Raw genomic sequence first — 19,701 nt, forward strand, 5'->3', positions numbered from 1 at the left:
AATTAGGGATTTGAAATTGATTTTAAACAGAATAACTAAAATGATATGAGGATAAACATAGCAAGTAGTACCAAATGTTTGATTTATAGATAAATTTCAAATTTTTATCGAATTATTCATAATCATTAACCAGAAGTAAGTTTTTTACCATATATTCAAGATTTGAAGAAAGAACAACTAAACCTATATGCAACTAAAACTATTAACAGGAATATTTTTAAGTACATTTTTTCTATATCAATCACAATCTGCATTATCTCAAGAAATCACACTCCACCAAGTCAATAAAGAATATCAAATAGGGAAATCTCTCCAAATTATAGTTGATGAGAATAAAAATATCACTTTTGAAGAAATCAAGTCAGGGAAATTTGATGACAAATTTGTAAAGAGCGAAGTTGATGTACCAAATTACGCTTATTTAGATGCGAATTTTTGGTTCAAAATCAAGCTCGATGATCAATCATCTAATGACAGTCGTTGGTATTTGGAAAGCTCAAGAACCCAAATAGACACTATCAAAGTCTATTTCGAAAAGGAAGATGGTTCCTTCATGGAATATGCCTCTGGAGATTTATATCCTTATGACAGCAGGATAATCAAACATAAGGATTTTGTATTTCCTATTCCTAAAACTGAAAATGGAAAACAAACCATATATGTTTGGTGCAAGGGAAACTTCTCAAAACAATTTCCATTCACCATAATCGAAGAAAGAACTTTTGCCGAAGCCTCGCATAAAACCGATCTTACTATGGGGATTCTTTTTGGGGTTTTCATTGCTATGGTAATTTACAACCTACTTCTATTCTTCAGCCTTCGTAGTCTTACTTACTTATATTACGTCCTTTACATGGGCAGTTTTCTGCTTGCGATGATGGCCTTAACGGGCTATGGATACGAAATGCTATTTAATTATTGGCTACGTTTTGCGAATATCAGCAATATGTTCTTCATTGCCCTGACGGTGCTTTTTGCAAGTCAATTTACTAGAAGGTTCTTAGCAGTTAAAAAGCATTCCAAGATTTTTCACTACGCCCTTTTTGCCCCTGAAGTATACAGTGTTTTTTTAATTGTAGTTAGTTTAACTGGTATTTGGATAGATGGATTTGTTTTATTTGCCAGTAAATCCGCAGCTTATTGCGGAATGATAGGTGTTTTAGTTTTCCTCCCAACAGGTATTGGCATATATAGAAAAGGATCAAGACCAGCCTATTTCTATTTGATCGCATGGACAGCACTTTTTGTTGGGGTCATTATTTATGTGCTGAAAAATAATGCCATTCTCCCTCAAAATACCTTTACAGATATGAGTATTATAATTGGGGCGGTGGCTGAAGCAATTCTACTATCATTGGGTATGGCTGATCGAATAAAAACTCTCGACAAAGAGCAGCGACAAGCACGGGATAAAATGATTAGTACACTTCAGGAAAATGAAGATTTAATTAAAAATCAGAATCAAATACTGGAAAAGAAAGTAGCAGAACGCACAAGTGAGATAATGGAGAAGAACGTGGAAATAGAGCAGCAGCTAGAGGAAATAGCAGCTCAGCGAGATATGCTCTCTGCTACAAAACTGGAACTTGAGCGACAAAATGATAATGTCACTTCCAGTATTAATTATGCGCAGCGCATTCAAAAAGCAATGCTTCCTCAAGAAGATCGTATCCATCATGTTTTTAGGGAAAGCTTTATCATGTTCAGACCTAGAGATATTGTGAGTGGTGATTTTTATTGGTACACAGAAATTGAAGGTAAGAAAATATTCACGGTGGCTGATTGTACTGGCCATGGAGTTCCTGGAGCGTTCATGAGTATGATAGGAATTAACCTTCTAAACGAAATTATTAATGTTCGAAATGTAACCGACTCGGGAAGTATCTTATACAAATTGAATGAAGGTGTTCAAAAATCCTTAAGCCAGGAATCCTCCAGCAACAAGGACGGTATGGACATGACTTTAATCGTACTAGATGAAGAAAAGAAAACACTCCAATTCTCGGGAGCAAAAAATCCTTTAGTATACATAATTAACGGGGAATTCAACATCATTAAAGGAAACAACAACCCTATTGGTGGAATTTCTAAAAATGGCAACAGAGATTATGATACGCATACAATTCCATATGAAAAGGATATGATGATTTATATGTTTTCTGATGGCTACCAAGATCAGTTTGGCGGACCAAATGATCGAAAATTTATGGTAAAAAGATTTAAGAAATTACTTCATGAAATTGCCAATAAACCATCTGAAAAACAACTTGCAATTTTGAATCAGGAAATGGATTGCTGGATGAAAAACACCAGACAATTAGATGATATTTTAGTTGCTGGAATCAGGTTATAATACTCTTTCGCTCTTGAATACTAATTAAACAAAAAACGCCAGTTCAATTGAATTTGAACTGGCGTTGTCGTTAAAACCTATATTCTTTAAGAGATGTTGTAGTCACAACAAATTCAAAAAAAATAAAATGAATTAACAGTAATGAAACGTAGATACTTCTTTGACTTCAACTATTAAATGCCTCAATCCATCAACATCACACCTGAAGCTACAAATTTATAATCCATTCTTGGTTCAGTGATCTTTGCTATCTCTTCTGCTGACTCTCCTCCGTCTTCAGCAAAATGCTTTAAGGTTTCTACATCCGTTTCCTCTATCTTTGCTACACCACTCATTTTAACTGATTTTCCAGATAAGTCTTTCGGCATAAAGAAACCATAATCCTTAAAAGTAACTCTCATAGATTCACCATTTGGTAAATCAACTTTCATCCAACATCCTTTAGCCTGGCAAACCTCTGTTACTTTAGCTTCCACAATTGCCATTACAGAATCATTTGAATTCATTTCACTAATCAAACTAGTCAACTGAATTTCATTTTCAACATCAAAAGATGCACCTAGGAAATCACTTTCAGCTTCAGCTGTAACATTTGGTGTTTCTTTAACTTCTTCAGATTGTTCTGAACTCTCTTTTTGCTGACAAGCATTGAATGCTATGGTCAATACCAGAATTGATAAAAATATTTTTTTCATAAGTTATTTGATTTTGAATACGAAGGTAAGTTCTAACACGTTAATAAAAAAGAAAAAAAATGAATGCAACTTTTTAGGGTTTGGCATAATCATTGTAAAAGAAAGATCATAAATAGGATGAAATGGAAAAAAGCAAAAATGTGAACCGAAACGTTTTCTTAGCTATTGGAATAATAGTGGGGTTATTGATTTTCTTTTTAGGTTCTCAGCTCAATGCCAATTTAAGTCATGCTCAAAAACATGAGTTCAAAAACGAACAATTGAAAGAGCCAAATCCTATTATCAAGAAGTTTTTTAGTTAGTTTTAGTTTAGTGATTAGTTGGTTAATGATTAAAGGTGCTTTCGAGCACCTTTTTTTATGCATTTTTAGAAAAGATTAGCTTAATCTATTCCTTCCCAATTCAAAAGCCTTAATTTTGCACTTTCAATAAAAATTAGAATCTTCAAAAGATTAACATATAAAGTATTATGTCAGAATATCAGTTCAGAGAAACCGAAAAGAAATGGCAAGCCTACTGGGAGAAAAACCAGATTTTCAAAGCAGAAGATGACTTCACTAAACCAAAATATTATACATTAGACATGTTCCCCTATCCTTCAGGAGCAGGTCTGCATGTAGGTCATCCATTAGGCTATATTGCTTCAGATATTGTGGCTCGCTATAAAAAGCAGCAAGGTTTCAATGTACTTCATCCAATGGGTTTTGATTCATTCGGACTTCCTGCCGAGCAATATGCAATTCAAACCGGACAACATCCCGCTATTACTACCGAGGAAAATATCAATCGGTACATTGAGCAATTGAAAAATATTGGTTTTGCCTACGATTGGGAAAGAGAAGTCCGCACTAGTGACCCATCATTCTATAAATGGACACAATGGATCTTTTCGCTTCTATTTAACAGCTGGTACGATCAAGTAGATAATAGAGCACGACATATATTAGTTTTAGAAGAACATTTCGAAAAGACAGGTAATCAACTGGTAAAAGCAGCTTGTGACGAGGACATAGAGCCCTTTACAGCCGAAGACTGGTTCAATTATTCTGAAGAAGAAAAACAAAAAATCTTATTAAAATACCGAATCGCTTATTTATCGGAAGCAGTAGTAAACTGGTGTCCGGCTTTGGGCACCGTACTGTCCAATGATGAAGTAAAGGATGGGTATAGCGAAAGAGGTGGGCATCCTGTTGAGCGCAAAAAAATGATGCAGTGGAGCATGAGGATTTCAGCTTTTGCCGATCGCCTATTAAGAGGATTAGAAGATTTGGACTGGCCAGAACCAGTGAAAGAAATGCAGCGCAACTGGATTGGAAAGTCGGTTGGAGCTCAATTAGCATTTCAATTAGCCGAAAACGAAGAGAAGATTGAAGTTTTCACCACTAGAATAGATACAATTTACGGTGTAACCTTTATGGTATTGGCACCAGAGCATGAGTTAGTGGAAAAAATCACAACTGACGCTCAAAGACAAGCCGTTGAGGAGTATGTAAATGTTGCAAAAAACAGATCTGAACGCGAAAGAATGACTGAAGTAAAACGCGTATCAGGAGTTTTCACTGGAGCTTATGCTGTTCATCCTTTCACAGAAGAAAAGATCCCGGTTTGGATTGGCGATTATGTTTTGGCAGGTTACGGGACAGGTGCGGTAATGGCCGTTCCTTCTGATGATGATAGGGATAAAGCATTTGCAGAGCATTTTGAATTGCCAATTGTAGAGGTAGTGGATGAGCATGAAAAGATTATCAACTCTGATTTCTTGACTGGTTTGAGTATTAAAGATGCTCAAATGAAAGCTATTGACTTTATGAAGGATAAAGGAATTGGCTATGCGAAAATCAATTATCGAATGAGAGATGCCATTTTTAGCCGTCAGCGTTACTGGGGTGAGCCCGTTCCAGTATATTTCAAAAATGAAATTCCTTATTTATTAGAAGAAGAGCAATTGCCATTGGAATTACCTGAAGTAGATAAATATTTACCAACTGAAGATGGAGAACCACCTTTGGCTAGAGCTAAAAATTGGAAAACGGAAGATGGCTATGAATTGGAGAAAAGCACTATGCCGGGCTGGGCAGGTTCAAGCTGGTATATGTTCCGCTATATGGATGCTCAGAATAAGGATGTTTTTGTTGATGAAGAAAAGCAACAATATTGGCAAAATGTAGATCTCTACATTGGAGGATCAGAACATGCTACAGGACACTTATTATATTCAAGATTCTGGACAAAATTCCTATATGATTTAGGCTATATCAGTGTGGATGAACCCTTCCAAAAGATGATTAATCAGGGGATGATTCAGGGAAGGAGTAATTTCGTGTATCGAATCGAAGGCGAAAATAAATTTGTGTCACATGGATTAAAGGATCAATATAAAACTCAAAGCCTGCATGTTGATGTCAATATTGTGCATAATGATGTTTTAGATTTAGAAGTTTTCAAAAAATGGCGTCCTGAACATGCTGATGCAGAATTCATTCTAGAAGACGGAAAATACATCTGCGGAGCGGAAGTGGAAAAAATGTCCAAATCCAAGTATAATGTGGTCAATCCGGATGACGTGATTGAAAAGTACGGAGCAGATACTTTGAGACTTTATGAAATGTTCTTAGGTCCTTTGGAGCAATTTAAACCTTGGAATACCAATGGAATTGATGGGACGGCAAAGTTTTTGAAAAAATTATGGAGACTATTCCACGATACGAACGGAAATTTCAAAGTAGAAGAAGGCGAAGCAGACAAAAAAGCCTTAAAAGCATTGCATCAAGCTATACAAAAAGCGGAATATGATATTGAGAATTTTTCATTCAATACGTCAGTTTCCACCTTCATGATTTGTGTAAATACTTTAACTGAATTGAAATGCAATAACAAAGCGGTATTAAGTGATTTAGTGAGAATTATAGCACCTTATGCACCTCATATTTGTGAGGAATTATGGTCATTATTGGGTAATGAAGGAAGTATTTCAGAAGCAGGCTGGCCAACATTCAATCCCGATTTTGTGAAAGAAGATGAGCATACCTATCCTGTTTCAGTAAATGGAAAACACAGGGATAATATGACTTTTGCATTGGATGCACCAAAAGAGGAAATAGAAAAGGCTGTTTTAGAAAATCCTAAAGTGCAGAAGTGGATTGAAGATAAGCCCATTAAGAAAATGATTATTGTACCTAAGAAAATTGTGAATATTGTAGTTTAAATGGTCCAAGCGAGACGCTTGAACCAGTATAAGCTTTGTTCGGTCTGACGCCTAATGCGTCTGACGGTTAATAGGTAGCGAAAAAAGAAGGATTTACCAAGAATTAGCATCACAGTTGGCGCACGCGTGTCGCGTGTGCCATGTGCCTTCAAAACATAAATCAGTTCAGTTTTTACTAAAGAAGTTATGAAAAGCAGCGCAGTAGTTCACGAATACTATAAAAGAGTTTTTGATGATTATATTGTTTTGGTGCAAGTCAATCCAATTGATTATAGTGGATTGGAATTAATAGTCCATCCCGACAAAAAACTTGAAAAGACCAAAATGCAATTTGATGAGGACATCAAAGAAGACTTGGAAGTAGATGAATTTAAACCCATTACATCTTTAGAATTTAATTTGTATTTGAAGGGCTTGGTTTAATTAAAGTTAGACAAAAGGTTCAAGCGGATGCTTGAACCAGTAATATACAGCTTTCTTTTACTGCAATAACAAATAACAGCTAGCGTAAGCATCTCGTCTGTGCACGTGCTAAAAGAAAAATGAGAACTTACAACCCAATCAGAAACCCAACCTGATTGGGACCTAATTGCACATGAGTTAAAAAATCTGAGATCTGGCTGCTTTGTTTGCTATGGATAGTGTGCAAAATGATATCAAAAACAAATAGGAAACTACCTTGCAAAATCACAGATTTACCATAACCTTTTAATCTTTCAGGTCTATTAGTAGTGCTTTTAGCTCTTTCCATTAAATAAAATCCACCAGCTATATAAGCCAAATCTAAGCCCGCATTGAATAGTAAAGTTTTTTGAAAGCTAACTTGATCATTCAACAAGGCAGAGGCGTTTTCTGGCATTTCACCAGTTGCAGTGAAATAATATCCTGCTCCAGCTATCCCTAAATTTACCACATTCCAAATCAGATTCATTTCATGAAAATAAGCTGTTTGTCCACTAGATTGACTTCTTCCAATAGCTCCTGTTATCATATTTCCAACCGCCCATGTACCCAAAATAGCCATTCCGGTTTTTCTGATTTTTACATCCTGTTTATAGGCTTCGGCAATAGATGAATTTTGAGCAAATGTGTCAAAAGTGAATAGAAATAAGACAAGGATAAGGGTTAGAAATAGTTTTTGCATAACAATTAATGATAATGTTCAATAGCGTGGTAAAACAGCCTAAATGAAAATAATATAAGTGCTACACCCACTATTTTGTTCATAATATTTAGCCTCTTTGGTGTCACCCAAGCTCTCAATCGATGAGAAAGTGCTACTTTTGAAAAATCAGTAATTAATAAAGTCCCGATTATTGCCGAGAAAAACACAATGACTTCATAATCATCATAAACATAGCTTTTTGTAACTAGGGTCATTACACCTAACCAATAAAGCAAAACAAAAGGATTTATCCCATTTAAAATAAACCCTTTGGCAAACTGCTTAAAGAAATTAGATTTTTGTGTGTTTACATTCTGTTCTTCCTGCTTTACACTCTTTTTTCGCAGACTCAAAATTCCTGTAACCAATATAATCAGACCGCCTATAGCACCCATCCAAACTGAAACGGTATCATTATTTTCGAAAAGCCTTACGCTGAAATACATCAAGAAAATATAGGCAGTATCTGCTACTGCAATACCTAAAGCCATATAAATCCCGGCCTTAAAACCTTTAATTATGCTATTTTGAATAAGCGCAAAAAATACTGGCCCTAACATTACAGCCAGCAGCAATCCAAACAATACACCTTTGGTGATAACTGCAAACATACTTTATTTGATACTTTTTTCAGCTAGATAATCCAACCACGCTTTTTGTTTATCTCCTTTCAATACTCTTGGAAACTTGTTTTGCCCTCCGACTTTTCCATTTTGCTCCATGAATTCAATAAACACATTATTAGGCAAAACTTTCACTGTAATATCTTTCAAAGCAGCAATCCTCTCTACTCTATAATCATCATTAAGCTCTTTTAATCTATTGTCCAACTTTTCTCTTAAAATGGTTTCATCAACAGATGCACTATCAGTTCCTACATACCAATCATGGCCAAATAAAGAGCCATGCTTTACACCCAAAACTGTAAATTCCTTTAAATCAAAACCCATTTCGGTAGAAACATCCAGAAGTGCATGATTCATATTATCTACAGAAAGGTGTTCTCCACAAAGACTTAGGAAATGCTTTGTCCTTCCTGTAATAACAATTTCAGAATCGGCTTTCGAAACAAATCTAATTGTATCACCTATTAAATAACGCCATGCACCTGAACAAGTAGAAATCAATAATGCATACTCTACATTTTCCTCGACTTCATCTATCATTAAAGTCTTAGGGTCTTCCACCATGTTCCCCTCATCGTCAAAATTTTTATCCGTAAATGGAATAAATTCATAGAAAATACCATTGTTCAGCACCAATCTCATGCTATCAACTCCCTGGTTAGCCTGAAAGGCAATAAATCCCTCTGAAGCTAAATAGGTTTCAATGTAATTAATATCCCTGCCAAGCAGTTTTTGAAAACCCTTCTTATAGGGTTCAAATGCCACCCCTCCATGAACGTAAATTTCAAAATTTGGCCATATTTCATGAATATTGTTAAGATTATAATGCTTTATAATTTTTTCTATTAAAATGGTGATCCATGCAGGCACTCCAGCAATGATGGTGATGTTCCAATCCTTAGCTTTTAAGGTCATTTGTTCCAGCTTATCTTCCCAATCCTTTTTTCTGGAAATAGCTTTGCCAGGTTTGTAAAAACGCTGAAACCAAAAAGGGATTCGTGAAGTGGTAATTCCGCTTAAATCTCCTTCGGCATAATTGCCATTATCCTGTAAATCAGTACTTCCCCCTACCATGAGAGTTCCGCCCTCAAAAACGGAAGAAGGTAAACCTTCATACCTTGAAAGTGATAATATTTGCCGAACACTGGTTTTCTGAATGGCTTTTACCATCTCTAAAGAGACAGGTATATGTTTTGAAGAAGCACCAGATGTACCCGAGCTTAATGCAAAATATTTAATGGCACCATGCCAGGTGACATCTTTTTCCCCTTCAAGACACTTGTGCCACCAGTTTTCATACATTTTATTGTAATCATGAACTGGAACCTGCGATTTAAAATCTTGATAAAAACTATTGTTATCATGCTTTTTTAAAGAATGTAGAATACCAGAGAAACTATAGGCCTTTCCAAATTGTGTATTACGGGCAGAAATAATCAATTTGCGAAATTCAGTTTTTTGCAATTCAAAAGGGGGCGTGAAATCCTGATCCAAACTCTCTCGAATTCGTATTCCCTGTTTAATGAGGTTTCCTAAAAGTGTCATTTATAATGTGGTTGATACTTAAAAGTTGAAAATTTAATCAATGTAAAAACTTAAACTTTTACCTTTGATATTAATTATTTATAATAGTCCAATAGACAAATATATAACATTCAAAATACATAAAAATAACTTTATCATAAAGTCACTATTAATTATTTATTGATTAAAAATCATAAAAGAAATTCAATGAGTATAGCGGGAAATTTATCGGCAGTAAAAGAATCTTTAGGAAAATGCCATTTAGTGGCCGTAAGCAAGACAAAGCCAAATGAAGATTTAATGGCAGCATATGATGCTGGTCAAAGAGCACTAGGTGAAAATAAAGTGCAAGAAATGACCGATAAGGCTGAAGTATTACCCAAAGATATTGAATGGCACATGATAGGTCATTTACAAAGAAATAAAGTGAAATATATCGCACCCTTTGTTCATTTAATCCATTCTGTAGATAGTGTTCGCTTACTTAAGGAAATCAATAAACAAGGTAAAAAAATCGACAGAGTGATTCCTGTTTTACTTCAAATCCACATTGCTGAGGAAGAAAATAAGTACGGCCTAGACGAGGATGAATTGCATGAACTACTATCTTCAGAAGCCTTTAAAGAAATGAATCATGTGGCAGTGCAAGGCTTGATGGGGATGGCTACTTTTACAGATGATACTGAAAAAATAAGAAGGGAATTTAAAAGTTTGAAAAAGCTGTTTGATAAAACTGCAGAACAATATAATGATGAAAAGCTCAATTTGAAGGAATTATCCATGGGTATGAGTGGAGATTACGAAATAGCTATAGAAGAAGGTAGCACAATGGTAAGGATTGGGAGTAAGATATTTGGGGAAAGAAATTGAATGAGTTGGAAGTATGAAGTTGGAAGCTCGAGGTTTTTCTAGTTCCTTTAAACTTAAAACTTATTGCTTATAACCTAATACTAATAAATTTAAAAAACATGACAAGTAAATTAATAATCATAATTGGAAGTATTTCAGGAGCTATTTCAGTGGTTTTAGGCGCTTTTGGAGCTCATGCTTTGAAAGATAGCTTAACTGCTTCAGGAAGATTGGAAACTTATGAAACAGCTGTTAAATATCAGATGTACCACAGTTTGGCAATGATTCTCTTAGGGATATTGATGATTCATTTTCAGCATAGATTTTTAAATTATGCATCTTATTCGTTTTTGATAGGCACTATTATTTTTTCCGGTAGCTTATATGTGCTTTGCGCAACAGGAATTACAAAATTAGGAGCTATCACTCCTATTGGTGGTTTATTTCTGATTGCTGCTTGGGTTCTTTTGGCAATTGGCGTAGGAAAAGCTGCATAAGATTTTAATAAAGTAAGAATAGAAAATCTAAATCTAATTTTGTTTATCAGGCATTTTAGTCTCCTTTAATTTATCGTTGAAATAAATTTCCGTTTTCAGCAATTCGCCTTCCTTATCAAAGTATTTCCATTCTTCAACCTTCTTACTACCAGCGTACTTAGCATTTAATGCCACTTCTCCATTTTCATGGTATTTAAAATGCTCGCCATGCGCTTTACCGAATTTAAAGATGGTAGTTTCTTTCTCTTGTCCATTTGGGTAATATAAAATCTCTAATCCAGACTTTTTACCTGCCTGATAATTTACTTCATATTTCAAATCTCCATCTGGAAAATATTCTGAGTATGGACCATGAAGTTGTCCATTACTATAATTTTCAATTTTTATCAATCCTCCATTTTCATTATAAAACTCCCACTCTCCAAAAGGCTGGTCACCTTTAAAATATTTCTTTGATTTTACCTCTCCATTTCCCCAATGCGCCTCCACTTCCCTATCCTTAGCTTCATTTGAATAGATAGTTTTAGTTTTTAGCTTCCCGTCTTGATTATATTCCTTGAATTCCCCGGATAAAAAACCTTCTTTATAGTTTCGTTCAATTTTCACATCTCCATTAGGATAATAAGAAGTATTTTCACCCTCTAATTTCCCCTCTTTATAAAAACCAATTAAAATTAAGTTACCTTCTCGATCATAAGTTCTAAACTCTCCGGTTTTTACGCCTTTCTGATTTTCAAAAACTGTCTCCAACTGTCCATTTTCAAAAAAGGTTTTAAATTCACCACTTAGCTTACCATCAACATAATGTTCCTCCGTTTTCATTTTCCCGTTAGGGTAATAACTTTCAGTTAAGCCATTAGGCTCACCACTTTTATATCTAATTCTTTGCGCTAAAGCACCATCCTCAAAATACTCCAAGACCTCTCCATCAGGTTTACCATCTTTAAAATCACTTTCGCTTTTCAATTGACCAGTTGGATAGTACAGTTTTAGTTTACCATTTAATGTGTCATCTTCAAAATAGGCCTCTTGGAGAATATTTCCTTCTTTACCATAAACCACAGTCTTTCCTGTTCGGCTCCCATCAGCAAATTCAGTGGTGCGCATCAGCTCTCCATCTGGATAAAACATTTCAAAAAGACCTTCCTCTTGACCGTCTTCAAAAGAGCCTTTTGCCATGAGTTCACCACTTTCGTAATATTTTTTATAATCCCCTTCTATTTGGCTACTATCTCCATTGGCTATGAAGTAAACTTCTTTAGTCTTCTTGTTTTCAACACTATCATAATAGTTAGTTATTTTTTGTAAATTCTGTGCATTAGCAGCAAAGCATGATAAGAAAACAAGAGAAAAAATCAGAAAATAGGATCGCATGTACAAATTTAAAATAGGGTTAATGAAAAACAGCTTGTAAAGATAACTTACAAGCTGTTGAAATATTATAGGATGACTAAAAAGTCGATTAAATTCTTGAATTCTTAGATGACAGAAAGATCACTAAGCAAGAATTTTTGATTTACATTTTCTCAATTACAATAGCAGAAGCACCGCCACCGCCATTGCAAATACCAGCTACTCCGATTTTACCATTTTTCTGGTTTAATACAGAATATAAAGTTGTCATGATTCTGGCACCAGAAGCTCCTAGTGGATGACCCAGCGCAACAGCTCCACCAAATACATTCACTTTTTCTGGATCTAAGCCTAATTCCATATTATTAGCAATAGCTACCGCAGAGAAAGCCTCATTGATTTCATAAAAATCCACTTCTTCTTTGCTTACCCCTGCCCTTTTCATAGCAATAGGAATAGCTAAAGAAGGCGCAGTAGTAAACCAAAGTGGATCTTGAGCAGCATCACCAAATCCTCTGATCTTAGCAATTGGCTTAATGCCTAAAGCATCAGCTTTTTCTTTGCTCATCAATACCAATGCAGACGCTCCATCATTAATAGTAGATGCATTTGCTGCCGTTACAGTTCCATCCTTTGCAAACACGGGTCTTAAAGAAGGGATTTTTTCAAATCTTACATTTTTGTATTCTTCATCTTCAGAGATCACTAATGGATCACCTTTTCTTTGAGGAACCTCAACTGGGACTATTTCTTCCTTGAAACTTCCGTCTTCGGTTGCTTTGGCTACTCTTTTATAAGAATTGATAGCATATTCATCCTGTTGCTCTCGAGTAATTTTCATCTCTTTGGCGGTATTGTCAGCACAATTTCCCATTGGAAATTTGTTATATACTTCCCAAAGACCATCGTTCAATAATCCGTCTATCAATTGACCATTACCATATTTATAGCCGTAGCGAGCTTTTGGAATATAGTAGGGAATATTAGACATACTTTCCATTCCTCCTGCTACGATAGTATCTGCATGACCTAGCATGATGCTTTGGGCACCAAACATAACAGATTTCATACCTGATGAACATACTTTGTTAACGGTTGTACAAGGAACGTTAAACCCAATTCCAGCAGCTATAGCAGCTTGCCTAGCTGGAGCTTGACCTAAATTAGCAGATACTACATTACCCATGAATACTTCATTCACTTCCTTAGCATCTACATTGGCTTTGGATAAAGCACCTTTAATTGCTGCAGAGCCTAAATCTATAGCGCTCAAGCTAGCTAAACTTCCTCCAAAACTTCCGATGGGTGTCCTTACCGCAGACACAATATATACTTCTTGCATTATTATTTTATTTTAGTCGTTTCAATGTAAAATTAATTAAAAAAAGCCTTAGATAAAACCAGAATACAGATTACCAATCTGGTTTTCCTGAATCTTGCTTTTTGGTAGCCTTTTTTCTTAGTTGTTGAAAATATTGAGATTCCTTATTTCTTAAAGCTTCCAAAATCATTTGTGCTTTTTCCTCTGAAATATTCATCTCTTCCAATTTCTGTTTGGTGCTAGGGCTCATTTCCTGTTCTTCTCCCTCTTTTTGCTCTTCACCTTCTTTTTGCTTTTGCTGCTCTTGCTCTTTTCCTTTTTCCTGATCGTTTTGTTCTCCATCCTGTTTTTCAGCATTTTCCTTTTGCTGCTGATCTTCAGCTTTCTGATCTTCCTGACTTTTCTCCTGATTCTCTCCTTTTTTCTGGTTTTCAGAATCTTGTTTTTCTTTATTCTGCTGATCTTTATTTTTCTGATCCTGTTTTTCTTGATCTTTTTGGTCTTGATTTTGATCCTTATTCTGATCCTGGTTCTGCTTTTCTTGCTCCTGCATTTTCTTTTTCAATAACTCATAATTGTAGCGTGCTTTATCATTAGTAGGATCCGCTTTTAAAGCTTCCTTAAAAAAAGAAAGTGCACTTTCATACTCTTTTTGCATTTCAGAAAGATTCCCCATTTGCAACATCGCTTTTGATTTTAACTGAGGATTTGAAGCATCCGCAACCCTTCTGTAAGCATCAAAAGCATTAACTGTATCCTTCAATTGAAAATAAGCATGTGCCCTGTTTAATTCTGCCGCAGGGCTCTCTCATAATTCAATGAATCCAAAAGGTAGGTGTAATGCTCTACTACCTTCTCAAAGTTGCCTATAGAAAATGCTTCTTCGGCTCTCTCCTTTGCTGCGTTTGCCTTGGCTATTTTCCCAACAGGGTCAACAGCTGATACTTGAAAAGAAGTTAATACCCCAATAAATATGATTACAATATTTTTCATATCTTAATGATTTTAAGTGTGGTCACTAAATCTAAGAGTAATAAGATGATAGCAGCCATCAAGAAATAAAAATACTTGTTGGCTGATACATCAACAGTTTTGGCATCTTTTAATTCCCCTTCAATGGCATTAATTGTTGAAATCAACCTACCCACTTCATTCTTATTTTTATTGATTTCAAAATATTCACCATCCGTTTGGTCAGCCAAATTCTCTAATGAACGAGAATCCAGCTTGGTAACAATATCATTTCCGCTCTTATCTTTTCTATAACCTCTTCTAGTTCTAATTTTACTACCTTGTTCTGTACCTACTCCTAGGGAGAATAAACGGATTCCTGAATCATTGATTTTAGATACAGCACCCTCAGTATCATCTCCAAAATCTTCACCATCACTGATTAATATAATGATTTTAGATTTTTGTTGACTTGAGGGCGCCGCTTCCGAAGTCAATTTTTCGTGTGCCATATTTAACGCACTACCAAAATCTGTACTGCTACCAGGCACCAAACCAGTATTCAGCGTTTCTATAAATAAATTCAACGCATTTTGGTCGTACGTGAGTGGACACTGCACAAACGCTTCAGAAGAAAATATAATTAAACCTATTCTATCAGAATTGAAAGCATCCACAATATTTTTCAATTCATACTTTATTTTTTCTAGTCTGGAAGGTGCTACATCATTAGCATCCATGGAAGCGGATAAATCAACGGATATCATAATATCCTTCCCCACGGCTTTAATTTCTTTCTTGTCGTCTCCAAAGGAAGGTCCTAGAAGCGCAACAATCAAGAGCGTGAAAATAGCTGATCTTAAAAGAAATTTCGGTAAGATATTAGAATAGGCCTGTCCAACCCTTCTGGCTACCGTGAAAACCCTATAGGTATAAGCCAAATAGAGCACTAAAAAAATGATGATAAAAATAATCTCTTCCGCCCCGAGGGAGTGAATCCAAGTCATAGATTTTAATTTTTACAAAAATATAAAAGCAATCGTAAAGGGCAACATTGAATTACTTCTAAGATTTTTAAAACGGAATAAAGATGGCCTTGTTATATATTTTCTGGATTAATATAGTTTTCTGAGAATACCATAAGAAATTCAGTGCTATTCCTGTATCTAAGCTAGATTGAACTGATATTGAGAAATGGAGTTGAAAATATTGAGGAATTAATTTACTGGCTTACAGTAGGATGAAAACTATCTCTAAAAAAAGTTAGATTTATTTTGATTCTGATTTGGTAGAGACGGAAAACTTCCTTTATATTTGCATCACTTTTCGGAAACGAGGAGGGGATTTGAGTTAAAAACCCGGAGAGGTGGGTGAGTGGCTGAAACCACATGTTTGCTAAACATGCGTACGTGTTAAAGCGTACCGGGGGTTCGAATCCCCCTCTCTCCGCAAGAGTTCTTAATAGAATTAGGAGATTAACAAAAAATCTCGGGGTGTAGCGTAGCCCGGTATCGCGCCTCGTTTGGGACGAGGAGGTCGTAGGTTCGAATCCTGCCACCCCGACTATTAGAGTTTAAACACTCACAAAAACCCCTTAAATTCAGTTTTAAGGGGTTTTTTATTTTATTTGTTTTCAAATAATACCAAATAAAAGCATTTGCCGAGTGAACAATTCGGTGAACACCAAAATTTGGCTGGTGAACACTTTTATTTTAAGTTTACTGTTGTTGTCTGCTGCTAATACTATTTAGTTGCTTTTGTGTCAGTGCTCATTTTGAGCAATAGGTAATGTTTAACCTAAAATTACTGACATGCAAAGTACATTTAACATCTCGTTTCTAATCAGAAAAGCAAGAGGTTCTAAAGAAAACAGAACCATCTATGTTCGTATTAATGTAAATGGAAAAAGAGCTGAGTTTTCCTCTCAACAGTCCATCCATGAGAAACATTGGGATTCAAAAAAATGCTTTCCAAAGAGCAACACAATCGAACTCAAAAGAATATGTAATCACCTAGACAGAATAAAATTCAATCTGTCTGAAATCTATCGTGAACATATTATTCAAAACCCTTCCATCTCTTCAAAGGATATCAAAAACCTGTTTTTAGGAAATGGTCCTTCAGAGGACAACTATCTTTCAGATATTCTCGCTTACCACGAAGAAAAAATGAAAAATACCTTGGCTCCAGGTACCTTGAAAAACTATGGTGCAACAGAAAATTATTTAAAACGATTTTTAGCAGCCAAGCATAAAACGGATGACATCAAATTAAAAGACATCACCAGTAAATTCGTTTTTGATTTCGAATATTACTTGAGAACATCCAAGCCCATTGACCATCACAACCCACTTTCTAACAATGGAGTGATGAAACACATGGAGCGCTTTAAAAAGCTGATCAATCTCGCATTGAAAATTGAGTGGATTGAGAAGAATCCATTTAGAAATTTCACTCCAAAATTCGACAGAGTTGAAAGAGAATTCTTAACCGAAGCAGAATTAACCAAAATTAAAGAAAAGGATTTTGGAAGAAGGTTAGAGCAAGTACGGGATATTTTTGTGTTCAGCTGTTATACAGGATTATCCTTTATAGATGTAGCCAACTTATCCGAGGAAAATATCATAATTGGAATGGATGGCGAGAAATGGATCTCAACCCACCGACAGAAAACTTTTAACAAAGTATTTCTTCCATTACTACCTCAAGCCGAAGCAATATTGGAGAAGTATAAAGACAATCCGCAAGCTCAACACAGAGGTATTCTACTTCCAGCAGCTTCCAACCAAAAAACAAACGCCTATCTAAAAGAGATTGCTGACCTATGCGAAATCAAGAAAAAGCTAACATTCCATATCGCTCGTCATACCTTCGCTACAACGGTGACTTTAACCAATGGCGTTCCTATTGAAACGGTGAGCAAGATGCTTGGCCATACAAAACTGGCCAATACTCAAATTTATGCCAAGGTAGTTGAGAATAAAATTGGAACTGATATGGCGGCACTTAAGAAAAGGCTTAGCACCAATAAATTAGTAAAAAAGGCAGATTGATCTGCCTTTTTTTGATTTAAGAGCACAATAAATATAATATTAAATATTTTAATTTATTGTTATTTAACTACTATCGTATATTTTTGAATTGTGATTTAACATAAATACATACAAACGAACCAATATTTCAGTCAAACAGAACCATTACTCCCCACTTTTGAACAAAACTATTTAAAACTATAACCTTAGTGAAAAGTGAGATATGAATTACAATTGTTTGATTATATTGTATCAAATTATATCAATCCTGTAAATAAGGGCAGCTGTCTTTCAAAATCTGAATTCGATCAGTGGCAAATAGATCTAGATAAAGAACTGGAGAGAATACAGCAAGCACTCATGATGCTAGTATTCAGCGACCACAAAGATAAGATCATAGAACGCCAGATTCAGCTGTACCAAAACAAGCTGATCCTCCTCTCGAATGAAATCTCACAATTAATTGGTCATCATCATGTAGAAGGCCAAGCTGAGATAGAGGGAAATGACCTCACTAAAAATCTGTCCATTCATACGTTAAAGTGTATAATGAGATTGCTGACCTTTATTGAGAAACACTTTAAGGATTATTTCAATCAAGATAATACAATCCCTGCCGCTTATTTCCTCAGCTTCCAGGCCACTCTTCAGCATAAACTTCTTAAGTTTAAAGAAATTGGTGCTAATAAGAATTTAGATCCAAACCTTGTCAGTATTATCAAGGATCATATAAAAACTTACCTTAACTCTCCCAAGGATTCTACCTACCGTCAATTAATCTATTGCAAAACATTCATTGATGAAATTTATCTTGTTGTCTCGTCTCAAGTGACCGGTCTAAAGCTCGAGAAACAAATTATTAACATCTTGATCTATCTTAACTTCAACGCCTTGGACATGTACCAATATCTGGCAATACGAATAAAAAAGCAATATCAATCAAAATCAAACTACCATGAGCAATTACTTACACTCAAATTATTCAAAAAGCTTATCAATCAATCGCAGATCAAACCTGGGTTCGCATTCAAGCAAGGCACTCAAACTTTAAAAGAAGGTCTAGGTCTTTGGATTGAAGAGGAACTACACTATTTCAAAGAGCGAAAACAGTTAGCCATTCACTTTGAAAATCGAATTAAAATAAATCAGTACCATCAAAAAAATCACAACAAAATTTACAGCGCTCTTTCTGTCGCACAACTTGCCTACCTCATGAAACTCATGGCTAAATCTAATATTATCGCTCCACAAGATACTGGTAAGCTTGTAGACTTCATTTGCGAAAATTTCTCCACGGAAACCCAACGAGACATTTCTAAAAAAAGCTTGAGAAACAAAATCTATTCTCCTGAAAATACCACCATTGAAAATGTTCAGGAAATAATGGAAACCCTGGTAGAAAAAGCCGAAAAAGATAAATCTTTAAATTAATTTAAATTTTTTTTCTGCTAAAATCGCTATTTCAAGCAAATTGAAGGGGGTTGCAGGGGGTTGCACAACCCCTTTGCAACTGTTTTTGCATTCCTTCTTTTTGCAGCTTTGCCGTGACAACAAAAACAACTAAAATTTATGGCAGCAGAAGTTATCACAACAGACGACTTAAGAGAATTCAAACTTGAACTCGTGGACGAGTTCAAAAAGCTCCTTTCAGAGCAAAAAGGAGTTTCAACCAAAAAATGGTTGAAATCAGATGAGGTTAGAAAACTCTTGGGCATTAGTCCAGGAACACTTCAAAACCTCAGGGTAAACGGCACCTTGCCCTTCACTAAAATGGGTGGGGTTTTATACTACGATTCTCAGGACATTCACAGCATTTTGGAACAAAACAAAATAAACTGATGGATACTCATGAAAAATCAACAAAGGAACCGGTGAATTTTATTCACCAGTTCCTCCTCGCAATCGACAAAATTCAAGAGACAGATGACATGAATCCTACTCATGTAAGCCTGTATTTTGGACTTTTCACCATGTGGAATTTGAATCACTTCAATAATCCCATTTCAATCAACAGAGATCAAGTAATGGAAGTGTCAAAAATAGGCTCTAAACGCACCTATTTAAAGTGCATAAGAGATCTGGAAAAGATGGGGTTTATTGAATACAAACCATCGAAAAATCCGGTGCGAG

General features: G+C 35.4%; 18 protein-coding genes and 2 tRNA genes. 11 read left to right on the forward strand and 9 right to left on the reverse strand.

Going from position 1 to position 19,701, the window contains the following annotated elements:
* Positions 1–187 precede the first annotated feature (187 nt).
* Positions 188–2,353: a 7TM diverse intracellular signaling domain-containing protein gene (locus tag FTRAC_RS05980; RefSeq protein ID WP_013453335.1), complete on the forward strand. Its 2,166-nt coding sequence runs from the start codon at positions 188–190 to the stop codon at positions 2,351–2,353.
* Between the two features lie 182 nt (positions 2,354–2,535).
* Here FTRAC_RS05980 and FTRAC_RS19980 read toward each other — a convergent pair whose 3' ends face one another.
* Positions 2,536–3,048, reverse strand: coding sequence for a DUF4920 domain-containing protein (locus FTRAC_RS19980; RefSeq protein ID WP_013453336.1), 513 nt, complete (start codon positions 3,046–3,048; stop codon positions 2,536–2,538).
* Between the two features lie 122 nt (positions 3,049–3,170).
* On the opposite strand from FTRAC_RS19980, the gene FTRAC_RS05990 reads away from it, so the two are divergent.
* The 3 genes from FTRAC_RS05990 (at position 3,171) to FTRAC_RS06000 (ending at position 6,676) form a co-directional block, all read left to right on the forward strand.
* A complete protein-coding gene (locus FTRAC_RS05990; protein WP_013453337.1) occupies positions 3,171–3,350 on the forward strand; it encodes a hypothetical protein in 180 nt (59 codons plus the stop codon).
* 167 nt (positions 3,351–3,517) lie between these two features.
* Positions 3,518–6,253: a leucine--tRNA ligase gene (gene leuS, locus FTRAC_RS05995; protein WP_013453338.1), complete on the forward strand. Its 2,736-nt coding sequence runs from the start codon at positions 3,518–3,520 to the stop codon at positions 6,251–6,253.
* Positions 6,254–6,439: 186 nt separating this feature from the next.
* A complete protein-coding gene (locus FTRAC_RS06000; protein WP_013453339.1) occupies positions 6,440–6,676 on the forward strand; it encodes a hypothetical protein in 237 nt (78 codons plus the stop codon).
* Between the two features lie 127 nt (positions 6,677–6,803).
* Here the strand turns inward: FTRAC_RS06000 and FTRAC_RS06005 are convergent, their stop codons facing one another.
* From FTRAC_RS06005 to FTRAC_RS06015, 3 genes are read right to left on the reverse strand one after another with little or no spacing between them, the layout of a single operon-like run.
* Positions 6,804–7,397: a DUF6992 family protein gene (locus FTRAC_RS06005; protein ID WP_013453340.1), complete on the reverse strand. Its 594-nt coding sequence runs from the start codon at positions 7,395–7,397 to the stop codon at positions 6,804–6,806.
* Between the two features lie 5 nt (positions 7,398–7,402).
* Positions 7,403–8,029 carry a LysE family translocator gene (locus FTRAC_RS06010; protein WP_013453341.1) on the reverse strand — a complete coding sequence of 209 codons (627 nt, stop codon included), beginning with the start codon at positions 8,027–8,029 and terminating at the stop codon, positions 7,403–7,405.
* Between the two features lie 3 nt (positions 8,030–8,032).
* Complete coding sequence (locus tag FTRAC_RS06015; RefSeq protein ID WP_013453342.1) at positions 8,033–9,589, reverse strand: GH3 family domain-containing protein; 1,557 nt, start codon at positions 9,587–9,589, stop codon at positions 8,033–8,035.
* Between the two features lie 186 nt (positions 9,590–9,775).
* On the opposite strand from FTRAC_RS06015, the gene FTRAC_RS06020 reads away from it, so the two are divergent.
* Positions 9,776–10,438 carry a YggS family pyridoxal phosphate-dependent enzyme gene (locus FTRAC_RS06020; RefSeq protein WP_013453343.1) on the forward strand — a complete coding sequence of 221 codons (663 nt, stop codon included), beginning with the start codon at positions 9,776–9,778 and terminating at the stop codon, positions 10,436–10,438.
* 98 nt (positions 10,439–10,536) lie between these two features.
* Entirely contained in the window at positions 10,537–10,914 is a 378-nt protein-coding gene (locus tag FTRAC_RS06025; RefSeq protein ID WP_013453344.1) for a DUF423 domain-containing protein, read from the forward strand.
* A gap of 33 nt (positions 10,915–10,947) precedes the next feature.
* Here the strand turns inward: FTRAC_RS06025 and FTRAC_RS06030 are convergent, their stop codons facing one another.
* From FTRAC_RS06030 to FTRAC_RS06050, 5 genes are all read right to left on the reverse strand, one after another.
* Positions 10,948–12,288: a toxin-antitoxin system YwqK family antitoxin gene (locus FTRAC_RS06030; RefSeq protein WP_013453345.1), complete on the reverse strand. Its 1,341-nt coding sequence runs from the start codon at positions 12,286–12,288 to the stop codon at positions 10,948–10,950.
* Between the two features lie 142 nt (positions 12,289–12,430).
* Complete coding sequence (locus FTRAC_RS06035; protein ID WP_013453346.1) at positions 12,431–13,609, reverse strand: acetyl-CoA C-acyltransferase; 1,179 nt, start codon at positions 13,607–13,609, stop codon at positions 12,431–12,433.
* A 70-nt stretch (positions 13,610–13,679) separates the two neighbouring features.
* The gene (locus FTRAC_RS19650; protein WP_049784052.1) at positions 13,680–14,351 is read right to left on the reverse strand and encodes a tetratricopeptide repeat protein; all 672 of its coding nucleotides are present in this window, start codon (positions 14,349–14,351) and stop codon (positions 13,680–13,682) included.
* 23 nt (positions 14,352–14,374) lie between these two features.
* Positions 14,375–14,581 carry a hypothetical protein gene (locus FTRAC_RS06045; protein WP_013453347.1) on the reverse strand — a complete coding sequence of 69 codons (207 nt, stop codon included), beginning with the start codon at positions 14,579–14,581 and terminating at the stop codon, positions 14,375–14,377.
* A complete protein-coding gene (locus FTRAC_RS06050) occupies positions 14,578–15,546 on the reverse strand; it encodes a vWA domain-containing protein (protein WP_013453348.1) in 969 nt (322 codons plus the stop codon). The genes FTRAC_RS06045 and FTRAC_RS06050 overlap by 4 nt, the downstream gene beginning before the upstream one ends.
* Before the next feature lie 353 nt (positions 15,547–15,899).
* On the opposite strand from FTRAC_RS06050, the gene FTRAC_RS06055 reads away from it, so the two are divergent.
* The 5 genes from FTRAC_RS06055 to FTRAC_RS06075 all read left to right on the forward strand — a co-directional run bounded on the left by FTRAC_RS06055 (position 15,900) and on the right by FTRAC_RS06075 (position 19,410).
* Positions 15,900–15,988: transfer RNA gene (locus FTRAC_RS06055), tRNA-Ser, on the forward strand.
* A gap of 40 nt (positions 15,989–16,028) precedes the next feature.
* Positions 16,029–16,102, forward strand: a tRNA-Pro gene (locus FTRAC_RS06060).
* A gap of 248 nt (positions 16,103–16,350) precedes the next feature.
* The gene (locus FTRAC_RS06065; protein WP_013453349.1) at positions 16,351–17,592 is read left to right on the forward strand and encodes a site-specific integrase; all 1,242 of its coding nucleotides are present in this window, start codon (positions 16,351–16,353) and stop codon (positions 17,590–17,592) included.
* Positions 17,593–17,805: 213 nt separating this feature from the next.
* Entirely contained in the window at positions 17,806–19,002 is a 1,197-nt protein-coding gene (locus FTRAC_RS06070) for a hypothetical protein (protein ID WP_185094439.1), read from the forward strand.
* A 138-nt stretch (positions 19,003–19,140) separates the two neighbouring features.
* Positions 19,141–19,410, forward strand: a complete 270-nt coding sequence (locus FTRAC_RS06075) for a helix-turn-helix domain-containing protein (RefSeq protein ID WP_013453351.1) — start codon at positions 19,141–19,143, stop codon at positions 19,408–19,410.
* The last annotated feature ends 291 nt before the right edge of the window (positions 19,411–19,701 follow it).

Source organism: Marivirga tractuosa DSM 4126, assembly GCF_000183425.1.
GTDB lineage: Bacteria > Bacteroidota > Bacteroidia > Cytophagales > Cyclobacteriaceae > Marivirga > Marivirga tractuosa.

Bases quoted from the DNA above. Each gene is read 5' to 3' on its own strand.
- FTRAC_RS06065 (WP_013453349.1), top strand. From the start codon at position 16,351: ATGCAAAGTACATTTAACATCTCGTTTCTAATCAGAAAAGCAAGAGGT.
- leuS (WP_013453338.1), top strand. From the start codon at position 3,518: ATGTCAGAATATCAGTTCAGAGAAACCGAAAAGAAATGGCAAGCCTAC.
- FTRAC_RS06035 (WP_013453346.1), bottom strand. From the start codon at position 13,609: ATGCAAGAAGTATATATTGTGTCTGCGGTAAGGACACCCATCGGAAGT.
- FTRAC_RS06005 (WP_013453340.1), bottom strand. From the start codon at position 7,397: ATGCAAAAACTATTTCTAACCCTTATCCTTGTCTTATTTCTATTCACT.
- FTRAC_RS19980 (WP_013453336.1), bottom strand. From the start codon at position 3,048: ATGAAAAAAATATTTTTATCAATTCTGGTATTGACCATAGCATTCAAT.
- FTRAC_RS06030 (WP_013453345.1), bottom strand. From the start codon at position 12,288: ATGCGATCCTATTTTCTGATTTTTTCTCTTGTTTTCTTATCATGCTTT.
- FTRAC_RS06025 (WP_013453344.1), top strand. From the start codon at position 10,537: ATGACAAGTAAATTAATAATCATAATTGGAAGTATTTCAGGAGCTATT.
- FTRAC_RS05980 (WP_013453335.1), top strand. From the start codon at position 188: ATGCAACTAAAACTATTAACAGGAATATTTTTAAGTACATTTTTTCTA.
- FTRAC_RS06050 (WP_013453348.1), bottom strand. From the start codon at position 15,546: ATGACTTGGATTCACTCCCTCGGGGCGGAAGAGATTATTTTTATCATC.
- FTRAC_RS05990 (WP_013453337.1), top strand. From the start codon at position 3,171: ATGGAAAAAAGCAAAAATGTGAACCGAAACGTTTTCTTAGCTATTGGA.
- FTRAC_RS06000 (WP_013453339.1), top strand. From the start codon at position 6,440: ATGAAAAGCAGCGCAGTAGTTCACGAATACTATAAAAGAGTTTTTGAT.
- FTRAC_RS06015 (WP_013453342.1), bottom strand. From the start codon at position 9,589: ATGACACTTTTAGGAAACCTCATTAAACAGGGAATACGAATTCGAGAG.
- FTRAC_RS06020 (WP_013453343.1), top strand. From the start codon at position 9,776: ATGAGTATAGCGGGAAATTTATCGGCAGTAAAAGAATCTTTAGGAAAA.
- FTRAC_RS06075 (WP_013453351.1), top strand. From the start codon at position 19,141: ATGGCAGCAGAAGTTATCACAACAGACGACTTAAGAGAATTCAAACTT.
- FTRAC_RS06010 (WP_013453341.1), bottom strand. From the start codon at position 8,029: ATGTTTGCAGTTATCACCAAAGGTGTATTGTTTGGATTGCTGCTGGCT.
- FTRAC_RS06045 (WP_013453347.1), bottom strand. From the start codon at position 14,581: ATGAAAAATATTGTAATCATATTTATTGGGGTATTAACTTCTTTTCAA.